The sequence below is a fragment of the uncultured Eubacterium sp. genome (assembly GCF_934295145.1).
Classification (GTDB): domain Bacteria; phylum Bacillota; class Clostridia; order Lachnospirales; family Lachnospiraceae; genus Eubacterium_I.
Genome location: NZ_CAKRAS010000071.1, coordinates 1 through 12,852, shown reverse-complemented (window position 1 = coordinate 12,852; position 12,852 = coordinate 1). Strand labels below are relative to the sequence as shown.

The 12,852-nt window shown below is 44.2% G+C and carries 11 protein-coding genes; all 11 read left to right on the top strand.

The window, feature by feature from the left end; translation table 11 throughout:
- The first annotated feature begins 139 nt into the window (after positions 1–139).
- The 11 genes from Q0I54_RS11845 to asrB all read left to right on the top strand — a co-directional run bounded on the left by Q0I54_RS11845 (position 140) and on the right by asrB (position 12,139).
- Complete coding sequence (locus Q0I54_RS11845) at positions 140–691, top strand: ABC transporter substrate-binding protein (RefSeq protein WP_367270846.1); 552 nt, start codon at positions 140–142, stop codon at positions 689–691.
- 181 nt (positions 692–872) lie between these two features.
- Positions 873–2,072, top strand: coding sequence for a [FeFe] hydrogenase H-cluster maturation GTPase HydF (hydF, locus tag Q0I54_RS11840; RefSeq protein ID WP_296118869.1), 1,200 nt, complete (start codon positions 873–875; stop codon positions 2,070–2,072).
- Positions 2,073–2,267: 195 nt separating this feature from the next.
- Entirely contained in the window at positions 2,268–2,630 is a 363-nt protein-coding gene (locus tag Q0I54_RS11835; RefSeq protein WP_296118867.1) for a hypothetical protein, read from the top strand.
- Positions 2,631–2,855: 225 nt separating this feature from the next.
- A complete protein-coding gene (locus Q0I54_RS11830; protein ID WP_296118866.1) occupies positions 2,856–3,761 on the top strand; it encodes a hypothetical protein in 906 nt (301 codons plus the stop codon).
- Positions 3,762–3,867: 106 nt separating this feature from the next.
- Positions 3,868–4,512, top strand: a complete 645-nt coding sequence (locus tag Q0I54_RS11825; protein ID WP_296118864.1) for a hypothetical protein — start codon at positions 3,868–3,870, stop codon at positions 4,510–4,512.
- 268 nt (positions 4,513–4,780) lie between these two features.
- Positions 4,781–5,506, top strand: a complete 726-nt coding sequence (locus Q0I54_RS11820; RefSeq protein WP_296118862.1) for a hypothetical protein — start codon at positions 4,781–4,783, stop codon at positions 5,504–5,506.
- A gap of 750 nt (positions 5,507–6,256) precedes the next feature.
- Positions 6,257–8,896 (top strand): molybdopterin-dependent oxidoreductase, encoded by a 2,640-nt coding sequence (locus Q0I54_RS11815; RefSeq protein WP_296118861.1) that lies wholly within the window; start codon positions 6,257–6,259, stop codon positions 8,894–8,896.
- 19 nt (positions 8,897–8,915) lie between these two features.
- Positions 8,916–9,641 (top strand): 4Fe-4S dicluster domain-containing protein, encoded by a 726-nt coding sequence (locus tag Q0I54_RS11810; protein ID WP_296118860.1) that lies wholly within the window; start codon positions 8,916–8,918, stop codon positions 9,639–9,641.
- Positions 9,638–10,315 (top strand): molecular chaperone, encoded by a 678-nt coding sequence (locus Q0I54_RS11805; protein ID WP_296118857.1) that lies wholly within the window; start codon positions 9,638–9,640, stop codon positions 10,313–10,315. The genes Q0I54_RS11810 and Q0I54_RS11805 overlap by 4 nt, the downstream gene beginning before the upstream one ends.
- Complete coding sequence (gene asrA / locus Q0I54_RS11800) at positions 10,300–11,346, top strand: anaerobic sulfite reductase subunit AsrA (protein ID WP_296118855.1); 1,047 nt, start codon at positions 10,300–10,302, stop codon at positions 11,344–11,346. The genes Q0I54_RS11805 and asrA overlap by 16 nt, the downstream gene beginning before the upstream one ends.
- Before the next feature lie 4 nt (positions 11,347–11,350).
- Entirely contained in the window at positions 11,351–12,139 is a 789-nt protein-coding gene (gene asrB / locus Q0I54_RS11795; RefSeq protein ID WP_294786840.1) for an anaerobic sulfite reductase subunit AsrB, read from the top strand.
- The last annotated feature ends 713 nt before the right edge of the window (positions 12,140–12,852 follow it).

Sequence of the window (12,852 nt, the reverse complement as noted above, 5' to 3'; positions counted from 1 at the left end):
GTAAAATCAAAAGAAGAAATTACGGTGCTTGTCAAAGACTATCTGCCGGATACGTCAGATATCTCAGCAGAAACCACTGCAAAACAACTATCGGATGAATATTTACATTGTAATAGTGACGACAGGTGGCATGCCGGAGATGGTATTTGAATATATTTTAAAACAGAATGGAATTGATCCATCCGAAGTAAACATTGACCAGAGCATTGATTTTGGTTCCACCGGAGCAGCTTTTACCGGCGGTCAGGGTGAATATACGGTAGAATTTGAGCCGGGTGCAACCCTTCTGGAGCAGGAAAATGCCGGTTATGTGGTAGCATCCCTTGGTGTGGATTCCGGCTATGTGCCATACACCGCATTCAGTGCAAAAACAAGTTATATGGAGAAACACCCAGATATTATTCAGGCATTCACCGATGCATTACAAAAAGGCATGGAATATGTCAATACGCATACACCGGAAGAAATTGCTTCCATCATTCAGCCGCAGTTTTCTGAGACAGATACCGCGACGATAACGACGATCATCCGCCGTTATCAGGAGCAGGATACATGGAAAACAGACCTTGTATTTTCCGAGGACAGCTTTGAATTATTGTTAGATATTCTGGAAAGTGCCGGACAGTTGGAAAAACGACCGGGTTACAAAGATGTGGTGACCACAGAATATGCGGAGAAAGCCTTACAGTAAATCGAATATCCAGAGTTGTAAAACGGCGGAAATACCAATAATGATATTTCCGCCGTTTCTTTCTCATATTCGTTCCGCAGCACAAATCCTCTCTTTTTTGTTGTAAGAAAAAAATGGTAGTGATACAATAAACGCATACGCAAAAATGCGGCAAATCAGGAAGTAAAGGAGAGTATAAAAAATGGGATTAAACAGTACACCAAGTGCCAATCGTGTACATATTGGCTTTTTTGGACGGAGAAACGCAGGCAAATCCAGCGTGGTAAACGCTGTGACGGGACAGGAACTTGCAGTTGTATCAGATACGAAGGGAACGACCACAGATCCGGTTTATAAATCAATGGAACTGCTGCCAATCGGACCGGTGATGATCATTGACACACCTGGCTTTGATGATGAAGGGGCATTGGGCGAGCTGCGTGTCAGAAAGACCAAACAGGTATTGAACAAGACGGATATCGCAGTGCTTGTAGTGGATGCCACAGAAGGGAAAAAGCAGTGCGACGAAGATCTGATCCGCATTTTTAAGGAAAAAGAGATTCCATATATTGTTGTAAATAACAAAGCAGATTTACTTTCAGAAGATTTTGTAAAAAAAGCAGAAGTCTGTCCGCAGAATGCAACGGAACAGTATGTCAGCGCTCTTACCGGTGATGGAATTTATGAGTTAAAGGAATGCATCGGAAAACTGACACCAAACGAAGACATGACACTGAAAATCGTAGGTGATCTGTTGAACCCGGGGGATTTTGTAATCCTTGTAGTTCCGATTGATTCCGCAGCACCAAAAGGACGTCTGATCCTGCCGCAGCAGCAGACCATCCGCGATGTATTGGAGGCAAACGCAGCAGCTATCGTAGTGAAAGAAAGTGAATTGCACGATACCTTGGCAGAACTTGGCAAGCGTCCGGCAATGGTGATTACCGACAGCCAGGCTTTTGAACAGGTATCAGCAGAAGTGCCGGCAGACATTCCACTGACCTCTTTTTCCATTTTAATGGCGCGTTACAAAGGATACCTTGATACCGCTGTGAAAGGTGTTCAGGCGATTGAAAACCTGAGAGACGGAGATAAAATCCTGATTTCCGAGGGCTGTACCCATCATCGTCAGTGTGACGATATCGGAACTGTGAAGATCCCACGATGGCTGAAGCAGCACACCGGAAAAGAACTTATCATTGAGACAAGCTCCGGCACAGAATTTCCGGAGGATCTGACACCATATGCGTTGGTCATCCATTGCGGCGGCTGTATGCTCAATGAGCGCGAGGTGAAATACCGTATGAAATGTGCTGTTGACCAGAAGGTGCCGTTTACCAATTATGGAATTGCGATTGCGCAGATGAAGGGAATTCTGAAACGGAGCATAGAGCTTTTTTAATAAGGGTTCTGACCACTGGTCAGAACCTTTTTTATGTAATAGGAAATTACTACGTAATGTTCCTATTACATAAAAACGCTCCGCGAGGATGTTCCTCTTTCACTCCAACCCCACCACCATGAGATAAAACCAACAACAAAAATTAATGTTTTTTTTAATGAAATTCGCCATTTTTATTGTAATTACAGATATAACGTGATAAAGGATGTTGAAAACGTTGGTGTAGAAAGATTCTTGTTTGTTATTGATATGAAGAATACAGATTCATCATCAAAACTGCAGACAGGTACTTATGACAGCTGGGTAGCAATGAAGAATTCTTCTAACAGCATTGCAATGGCTTATTCTGATAAGTATGCAAAAACGTATCAGACGAAATGCATCGATGATATTACATTAGAGTCCAAACGTCAGTTAGATCTGCTTCAGCCAGAGGATAAGAAAGATGATACGTATTTCTATAGTAAAAATACAGAATTGAAGATCGACTTTGATCTGTATGACTGGTTTGAGGGTACCGGATATAATTTTGCAAATGATGAGGCAAATAATCCATAGCATTATCTGGATATCATTGGTAAGATTATAAAAGTTGATTCTGCGACAGGCGATGAGTCAACAGTTCCAATGGCAAGTGGTACGAAGATTAAATATCTGAATAACCTTTCTTCAAGTGAGGAATAACCGTATACATGGTTACAGAGTTCAGATAGTATCAGTGCAATTAAGACGATTCGAATTCCGCTGACAACGATCGGTACCGGAGCTGAGTATGGATACCGCATGACAGTAGATCAGACAAATCAGCTTAGTGTAAACCTGAATTCGGATAACATAGAAAATATCGTTGTTAAAAATGAATTTTCAGGTGTAAAACCAAGTGATGATTCGAATGTTTCACTGGAATATGAATTGTACTACAAACAGAATGACAGCTACAATATCTGGAAGAAAGTTGCTAACTATGGAGACATTCGTTTACTCGGCTTAACAGATGGAAACAAAAATACCTCATTGTTAATGAACAATGGAAAAGCAGAGTTATATCCATGGTATCTGTATATGAACAGCGCAGATTCGGCAGAAACCAAAGGAGCATATACGATTACACAAACTGGTGATGCTTATAACGTAAAGGCAAACAATCCGCAGTCAGGTGTAACCTGTGAGGCTACAGTAACATCAAGCGGAACGCTGAGTGCTGTAAGTGCTACTGTAAATGGCACAACATATTCCGCTGGTCAGCAAATTGATGGAGATATGAAACAGCTTGTTGATTATCTGAATTATGTTAAAGCGAATAAAGTAACAACAGGCTACAAAGAAGGTACGATTGGTGATAATGAGAAAGCAGCCAGAGCACAGCTGACACAGATATTAAGAATTATGAAATCCGCTAGTGTAAATGCTACAGGCGAGAAAGATGCAAATGATAATACTGTTTATAGCTATAATAGTTCTTTGGTATTTGCTCAAACAGAAGGTACAGCGTATAATCTTCCACTTGGCAACTACAAGCTGATTGGTAAACTGACCATTGATGGTACAGAAGTTGCCAGCGACTACATTATCTTCAATGTTAACCGTCTGAGTACATTTGATGTTATTCAGGATTCAAACCTTTGGTATCGCAATCCAAAGACTGGAACAGATAACAATGAAAGCAATGGATCAGAATCCAGTAACTAACGTTCTGATACGATTGAAAGCGTGTTGGTGAACAGACTTTATACAGCAGGGGATCTTCACCTGCTGTATATCCATAAGGAACAATAAGAAATGGAATGAGTGAGTTATGGCAAGAAACAAAAAGTTAAGAGATTATCCGGAGACGCTGTTTGAAGAAGGCAGCCCTGTCGTAGTCGACAAGATGCAGCTCTGCTACAACAATGATTATGGGGTGAATGTGCTCCAGATCACTTTTCGAAATGTAGAGGCAATGACGTTGTACGGTCTCAGCATTATGATAGAAACCTTTGACAAAAACGGCAATCCGACGGCGGACAGGGAAGTGGAGTACAACTATTACGGACTTGAGATTCCGGACGGTCGTACCTTTGGAACTTTCGAGGATATCGTGATGGAGGAGGAAGCGGTTTCCTTTGCCATTCGCGTGATCCGTGCGGAATATCCCGGTGATGATTCCTTCCGTGGAGACATTCGCCTGCGTCCGATGCCGGAGCCGGAAGCCCTTGAGACGCTGGGAGAGTTTGAAGAACCCTTCCGTGCTCAGGTGGCAGAAAAGAAGCCGAACCTGAAACTGCACTGTGTGCCGGAGAAAAAGAACTTCTACTGGCGCTGTGTCTGCGGACGCATCTATCCGAAGGATAGTGAGCAGTGCCGCACTTGTCGCGTGGAGCGCGACTGGATCACCGGTATCGTGCCGAAGCTGAAACAGGAGCAGCGGCAGCGAGAACATCCGCGGGAACTTCTGCGCTGACAGGTATTTACCTGGCACCACAGTATCTTACTGGTACGGAGCAGTAATGAAATAACGGATAAGAAGTGAAAAGGATGTCCATCAGGGAGAGATTCCCTGGTGGACATCCTTTTTATATTGAAGAAAATTATCGTTCCATTTTTATTAAATAAAAATAAAAATGTCTTTGAATATTTTTTAATTGACATAAGAACGTATGTTCTGTATAATGTAAGAAAACTAATGAGTAATGTACAGAAGGTTGAATGTACAGAAAGCGGGGCTGTTTATGACAAGAGAGGATATTCACAAGTTTCTGGCTGAACATAAAGATATTTTTTCAAAAATTGAAGATATTTCAAAAGGATATAAAATGTCTGATTTTGTGAAAGTTGACAGAGCGAGTAAAGAGCATTTGCTAAAAGGGACATGCGAAATTCACGGATGTATCTATGAAGAGCGGAGAGGTTCTTTAAGAACGGATTTAGGTTCGGTAGAACATCGGTTGACAGTGGAATATTTAGATTTATTGTGTGATCTTATTGAAACGAATGATGATATAGATAAAGTGCTCTATATTGTAGCATATCATTATCTCTCATTGTGTAAGCAGATTGCATACGATTTGACAGAATCAAACAATGCATTATTTCATTTTTATGGAGATGAAATGTCTCCAAGAGCAAAAGATAATTATGAAAAATACATGGAAATATGTGGAACAGAGTTTTTGGGCTTGATGCAGTGGTTTACCAAAGAAGATTTATTGTATTATCGGACTATTTATTGTGAATGTTGCAATCATCATCATGCTGTAAAAAATTTTTCATTGTTAAATTGCTTAATAGATTGGAATTATAAAGTGTCTCATTATTGGCTGGATAGTATGTTTCAACAGATGCTGGATTTATTTATATTTAGATATAAAGCAATATATTCGGTGGAACGTATAGGATACTATATGTCACCGGACACAAAGAAAAAGATAGTAAGTTCCTTGACAGATGTTTTTTAGCGTTGAAGAATTTTGGCGTTATATCGATTCTATTCTGCAATGAATGTTTTAGCGTGCGTATCCAATTTGCCAGACAGTGTTTGTTAAAGTGAGTTGGTCGCTTTATTATGGACAATTTTCGAAAAAATCAGGAATTATTGATTGACATATTTTCTCAAGCTAGGTAATATAATAGTAAAGACAGGCAACTTGAGTGTCTGCCAAGCATGGAAGTAAGGCGTTGTGCCAGAGAGCAGTGCCTTACGAGCTTTATAAGGGTTTGACATTTACCACAATCTGGCTAGAGACCGTGTGTTTCGAAAGAAAATGTTGGAGGCTCTGCTATTTTAGCAGAGCTTTTCTATTTAGGAGGAACGGACTTTATGCGAAATATAAAAGAATGTGTAAGCGCATTCCTTCCACTTTTAAATACGGATAGGCGTTTCGCAAACGCCTATTGTATGATAGGCTAAAAAGGAATAGTTTATAAGTGTTAGTGAGCCATTTGGATTAAGTTCCAGATGGCTATTTTTTTAGTGTAGAAGAAATTGCTGATTTCCTGGAAGAGAGAGTTCCCCTCTGGACATCCCTTTGTATTTCCCCGAGACTTATTGACATCTTTCTTCCAATCCACTATAATAAAATCAACAAGAATACTCTTGGTATACCAATAAAATCCAACAAACACAACAAAACAACAAGAAACAAAACTAACTATCAGGAGAGAGTTTATTTCAGAGTATTTTCTGGATTTTTAAGGAGGGAAAACTGGTGAAAAATGCAAAAAACTTTTTCTCATCACTGGCAATTTCCGGGCTGGATCAGGTGACTGCAAAGCGCAGATATCTGACTAAATGCGAGCCGAAAGTTATGGAAATCGATGACGAAGAGAAAATTGTAAAAACGGCCTGTCGTGCCTGTATCGCAAACTGTGGTGTCCTGGCGCATGTGAAAAACGGTCGTGTCGTGAAGTTAGAGGGTAACCCGGTGGATCCGATGAGCCAGGGACGCATGTGTGCCAAAGGTCTGTCCGGTATTCAGGCGCTGTATCATCCGAACAGAAACAAATATCCGCTGCTTCGCGTTGGTGAGCGCGGAAGCGGACGCTGGAGAAGAATTACATGGGATGAGGCGCTGACCCGTGTGGCTGAAAAAGCCATGGAAACCCGTGAAAAATATGGCGCGGAATCTCTGTTTTGCACTACAGGAGGCGGTGGAAATCCGGAGATCTGGAGTATCGCCCGTTTCTGTAATATTTTCGGTACACCGAACTGGTACGAGCCGGGCTGTGCGCAGTGTTATCTGCCGCGTGTTCTGTCCTGTGCCATGATGTATGGTGGTGCGGATTCCAGTATTGCGGATTCCAATGCGCTGGAGCTGTATGATTATGAAAATGCCAAGATTAAATGTCTGGTGCTCTGGGGGGCAGGTCCTGCTTATTCTGCACCGGCCAGCGGCGGCCGTATGGTAAACGAACTGCGTGCCAAGGGTGTAAAGACGATTTGCATCGATCCGCGTTTTACACCGGATGCGGCAAAAGCAGATATCTGGCTGCCAATCCGTCCGGGTACAGACGTTGCCCTGCAGATGGCATGGATTCGATACATTTTAGTAAACCGCAGATACGATGAGGAGTTTGTGACACGATGGACGAACCTGCCGTATCTGGTAGAGGTGGAGAGCCGCTATTTTGCCCGTGCGAAAAAAGGCGAAAACGGTGCGCCGGATACGTTTTATGTATGGGATGAAAAAACAGATTCCATGCAGCCAATGGAGTATCCGTTCAATGAACAATTATCTCCGGCGTTATGGGGTACTTACGAGGTAGATGGAAAAGTATACAAGACAGGTATGCAGTTGTTATATGAGCGCTGCGAGGAGTTCACACTGGAGAAAGCAGCAGAAATCTGCTGGCTGGATGCAGACCGTATAAAGGCTGCCATTGAGATGTATCTGGAGAATGCTCCAAGCGGCATCTGCCTTGGCGTGGCTACGGATCAGACACCGAATTCCGTACAGGCTGCCATGGCTGCGGATACCATTGATTTCCTGATGGGTAATCTGGAAAAACCGGGCGCACTGATGCAGCGGTTCCGCACCAGTGGCGTGCTGAAAGTGCCGAACTATCCGGTTCCGGTTGCATTGAAATGTCTGCCGCCGGAGCAGTTGAAGAAACGTCTGGGTGGAAGAGAGCACAAGGGCTTAAGTATCTGGTATGCAGGTCATCCGGGCAGTGTACTGAACGCAATTTTGACAGAGAAACCGTATCAGCCGAGAATGTGGATCGACCGTTCCGGAAATAAACTTGGTGTACTGGCAGAGTCCGGACGATGGGCAGAGGCCATTGAGAAGCTTGATTTTATTGTACATATGTATATGTATCCGACTTCTTTTTCTTGCTACGCAGATATTTTACTGCCGACGGAGGAGTGGCTTGAGACAGATATGATCGTGGAGACCTGTAATATGCTGGTGGCAAGACAGCAGGTGGTTCATCTCTGGGAGACTATGGATGAGACTCTGATCTGGTCCCGTCTGGCAAAAAAATGTGCAGAACTTGGTCATGAGATGTGTCAGAAAGCGTTTGATCCGGAGTTTATGGGAGATCAGCTTCCATACTGGGATTCTATGGATGAGTTTTTTGATCATCTGACACCAGCGGTTGGAATGACCTGGGAAGAGATGAAAAAGAAAGCGCCATTCGAGTACATGTCCAAGGAAGAATGGAAGAGCTATTATGTATACAAACAGATTGACGAAGCGACAGGGCTGCCGAAGGGCTTTGATACACCTTCGAAGAAGATTGAAGTCTATGTGGAGAGTATGATCACACTGGGAAGAACCGGTCAGCCGTTCCTGCCGATTGAGTTTGCACCGGCAGATAAGGATTATGAGCCGCTGCCGTATTATCTGGAGCCGGTGGAGAGTCCGGTGCGTGATGACGATACAGCGAGGGAGTATCCACTTGTTATGACAAACGGCCGTGTGCCATTCTATCATCATTCCACATTGCGTAATGCTGCAGCTATGCGTGAACTGTATCCGGTTCCGGAGATCTGGATCTATCCGGATGTGGCAAAAGCGTATGGCATCGCACCGGGAGACTGGGTCTGGGTAGAATCCAAACGAGGCAAGATCCGTGCGAAAGCGCTGGTTACAAAAGGAATCAATCCGGGAACGGTATGTATGGAGCGTTTCTGGCATCCGGAGACCATGAATACAAAGACACATGGATGGCAGGAGACAAATGTAAATGTATTGTCGAAATCCACCGCACCGTTTAACGATGTCGTTGGTACACATACACTCCGTGCTTATCAGGTGCGTATTTCCAAAGCGGACAGTGCGCCGGAAGGCATCTGGCAGAAACCGGAAGACTTTGTAAATTGGCTTCCGTTAGGTAAAGCATAGGGAACGAGGAGGCAGAGTGATGAAACAATATGCAATGGTTGTAGAAGTGGACCGGTGCATCGGCTGTAAAGGTGGATGCCAGGTTGCCTGCAAGACTGAAAATGAAGTGGCTCTGGGCCGTTCCAGAAGCACATTATATCATATGGGACCGACTGGGGTCTATCCGGATCTGCAGATGTATTTTCTGCCGGTAATGTGCCAGCAGTGTGAGGATCCGAGTTGTGTGGATGTGTGTCCGACAGGCGCATGTTACAAGGATGAAGAGGACGGAGTGATCCGCATTGATCAGGACATCTGCATCGGATGTCAGAGTTGCAGGAAGGCATGTCCGTTCCATGCAAACAATTTTAACAAGGAACTGCGTGTCATGGATAAGTGTACCGGCTGTGCGCAGCTGCGGGAAAAAGGCGAGGAGCCGGTTTGCGTGAAAAATTGTTCCGGTCGCGCACTGCATTTCGGGGATATCAATGATCCGGAGAGCGAAGTATCCAGAATTCTGGCAGAGAATGAAGGTCATGTGTATACATTGAAGGATGATAACGGAAATCATCCGTCCGGACGTTTTATTTTGAAAAAACAGAACTGGATCGATATGCTTCCGTTTGAATTTGAGGAAGCACTGCGAAATGGTATTTATGAGGAGCCGGAGAGCGAAATGGCTCACAAAATCTTTGAAGATCATTTCAAAAAAGCCAAAGTCGCGCACACGGAAATAAATGAAAAAAAGGAGGCCAAAGAGGGATGAAACAGGTGGAATTAAGAAAACAGCTGGCAAAAGCCAGAGCAGGACTTTATCGTTTCCTTGGCGGTCTGTACATCATGGAAGTGGATGCGGAAACGCTGGCCAATATGAAGCAGATGCAGTTTCCGACAGATTGCGAAAATCCGGAGCTGGCTGAGGCTTATGCGTGTATGGCAAAGTCCATTGCAGATCTGAAAAATGAGGATCTGGAGGATGTAGCTGCGGATTATGCGAAGACATTTCTGGCAGCAGGAGAGGCTACCGGTGTGGCGGCGTTCCCGTATGAGTCTATTTATACAAATAAAAAACATGAGATCGGCGGACGTACTGAGCAGGAGACATTGGCTTTGTATGCACTGCACGGATGGGAACCGAGCAAAGATATGTTCCGCACCATGAATGACCATATCGGTCTGGAACTGGAATTTATGGCAGTTCTGTGTGAGGAAGAATTACTTGCCTGTCAGACAGACAATGCGGATCGGGTGGCAATGTCAAACCGTGATCAGAATGAATTTTTATGTAAACATCTGAAATGGGCAGGTGCTTTCTGCATGGATATCAGCAAATATGCGCAGACAGAGTTTTATCAGGCAGTAGGAAAACTGACTGGCGTATTTCTGGAGCAGGAGAAAGAAATGCTGGCAATGGGAGGTGCAATATGGGATATCGCGTAGATTTTGACAAGATGAATGATATTCTGGCTGCCTGGTCCGAAGCTTACCATATATTTGCTCCGGCCTGGGATCAGAGAAAGAAAAAAGTGCGCTATCGTGAGATAAAAACCATTGATCAGATCGTGCTGGATCGTCAGTCCGATTTTTCCCCGAAGGAAGCGTATTATCCGGTGTCACAGACGATGTTTTATTTTACCGATACTGATGTGACAGAGAGTGAACTGGCAGACGATAAGGGAGTTCTGATTTTTGCCCGTCCATGTGATATCAACGGAATGGCACGTCTGGACTGCATTTTCATGGAAAACGGCGGTCATGCGGATTATTTTTACGCCAGACTGCGGGAAAAAGTAAAAGTAGTTATGCTGGAATGCCGCGAGAGTTTTGCAGATTGCTTCTGTGTTTCCATGGGAACAAACAAGACAGAGAAGTACGATGCAGCTGTCCGTATCACAGAAAATGAAGTGCTGGTGGATGTAAAAGATGCTGCACTTAGCAGCGATTTTTCATCTGCATCAGCCTGTGATTTCACACCGGAATATGTACAGGAAAATCAGAAAAAACTGCACATTCCGCAGATCACAGACCGCAGTATGTTAAAACCGATCAGTGATCTGGAGTATTGGAATCAGTTTGATGAAAAATGCATGTCCTGTGGCGGATGCAATACTGTCTGCGGAACCTGTAGCTGTTTTGATACGGTGGATGTTATTTATCAGGAGGGAAGCCGCAGCGGTGAGCGCCGCAGGGTCTGGTCTTCCTGTATGCTGGAATCCTTTACCGAAACAGCAGGTGGTGGTCGTGCCCGCAAGACACCAGGAGCAAACATGCGTTTTAAGGTGTTGCATAAGTTTTATGATTTTGCAGACCGTTTCGCAAAGGATGGCAGTCATGGGATTGCCTGCGATGCACAGATGTGTATCGGATGCGGCCGCTGCGATATGAGATGTCCGAAAGAGATTTCTTTCTTTGATGCAGTGGACGGACTTGCAGCGGAAATTGAAAAAATGAATGCGGGAGAGGAGGCGTAGCGCAATGGAAAATATTATGAAACCGGAACCGCACAAAATCATACATGTATTGCGCCAGACGGCAGCAGAGTTTACGATTCGTGTGGCCTGTGACAAAGATCCGGGTTACGGACAGTTTTTCCAGCTGTCTTTGCCGAAAATCGGAGAGGCGCCGATCTCTGTTTGTGGAAAAGGCCCGGGGTATGTGGAATTTACCATCCGTAAAGTCGGACGACTGACCGGAGGCGTGTTTGACCTGAAAGCAGGAGATACACTGTTCATGCGTGGACCGTATGGAAATGCATTTCCGGTGGAACAGTTTGAGAACAAAAATCTGGTTGTTATCTGCGGTGGTACTGGTATGTCACCGGTAAAAACGACATTAACTCATTTTTACGATCATCCGGAAATCTGCAAATCAGTGTATCTGATCGCCGGATTTAAGGATATCAACTGTGTGCTGTTCAATGAGGAGCGTGCAAAATTTGCAGAAAAATTCCACTGTACATACTGTCTGGATAATTCCGAAGCACCGGGATTCCATAAAGGAATGGTTACACAATATATTCCGGAGGTGCCATTTGACAGCTTCGAGGATTATAATGTAGTCATCGTAGGACCGCCTCCAATGATGCGATTTTCCGCGCTGGAGTGTATGAAATGCGGAGTTCCGCCAGAGAAAATCTGGGTTTCATTTGAGCGGAAGATGTCCTGTGCGGTAGGAAAGTGCGGTCATTGCAAGATTAATGAAACGTACGTCTGCCTGGAGGGACCGGTATTTAACTATACGAAAGCCAAAGAACTATTCGATTAAATTCTTGTTTAGGGTGGTTTGGAACAAGCAGAAACGAACTCCAACAAGAACCTGAAAAATTTTCTGTGACCACTGCGTCGCTTATTCCGACCGCTCCCGCGAACTCGCCCGCAAAACCGGCGTGCTCAGACACACTCCCGCGGTCGGGCTAGACGCAGCGGTCACAACGAAAATTTTACAATGGTTCTTTCGTTGGAGTTTGTTTCTGCTTTGTTCCATTTACGCCGTGGCACTGCGTGACACGCATGCATATAATTCACTGAAGTAATAAGCACTATACTGCATGCGCAAGATTTACATATCGAAAGATGACTTGCATGTAAGCGCTTGGGTATGGACGCTACCCTTGACAGAAGAAAAAAAGAACGGCTTTCCCTTTGTTACCGACGGCGAAGAACTCAAGAACATGTAGATTTTCTCCGTCGCTGGTAACAGTGTAGCCGTTTTTTTTTCTCTTTCAAGGGCACGCCGCTGCGCGGTAGCTGAATTTCTCCCTCGGGCTCTGAATCTAAGAACATATAGCGGCTTCGCCGCCCAAATAAGCAAATCCCCATAACTGTCGGATTAGTGTTGATTCTGTATAATACGGGGTTTCGTATGAATATACACAATGGAAGAAGTAAATTCTCTTGCTTTAAACTGTTTTTGAGTTTCTCGCCGTCGGTAATCGACGTATAGCAGTTCTTTTGTATATGGTCAAGGGTGGCGTAAAT

What these genes read in the sequence shown, in the direction of transcription:
- Q0I54_RS11845 (WP_367270846.1), top strand. Translation starts at nt 140, where the DNA reads ATGGTATTTGAATATATTTTAAAACAGAATGGAATTGATCCATCCGAA.
- hydF (WP_296118869.1), top strand. Translation starts at nt 873, where the DNA reads ATGGGATTAAACAGTACACCAAGTGCCAATCGTGTACATATTGGCTTT.
- Q0I54_RS11830 (WP_296118866.1), top strand. Translation starts at nt 2,856, where the DNA reads ATGACAGTAGATCAGACAAATCAGCTTAGTGTAAACCTGAATTCGGAT.
- Q0I54_RS11825 (WP_296118864.1), top strand. Translation starts at nt 3,868, where the DNA reads ATGGCAAGAAACAAAAAGTTAAGAGATTATCCGGAGACGCTGTTTGAA.
- Q0I54_RS11820 (WP_296118862.1), top strand. Translation starts at nt 4,781, where the DNA reads ATGACAAGAGAGGATATTCACAAGTTTCTGGCTGAACATAAAGATATT.
- Q0I54_RS11810 (WP_296118860.1), top strand. Translation starts at nt 8,916, where the DNA reads ATGAAACAATATGCAATGGTTGTAGAAGTGGACCGGTGCATCGGCTGT.
- Q0I54_RS11805 (WP_296118857.1), top strand. Translation starts at nt 9,638, where the DNA reads ATGAAACAGGTGGAATTAAGAAAACAGCTGGCAAAAGCCAGAGCAGGA.
- asrA (WP_296118855.1), top strand. Translation starts at nt 10,300, where the DNA reads ATGGGATATCGCGTAGATTTTGACAAGATGAATGATATTCTGGCTGCC.
- asrB (WP_294786840.1), top strand. Translation starts at nt 11,351, where the DNA reads ATGGAAAATATTATGAAACCGGAACCGCACAAAATCATACATGTATTG.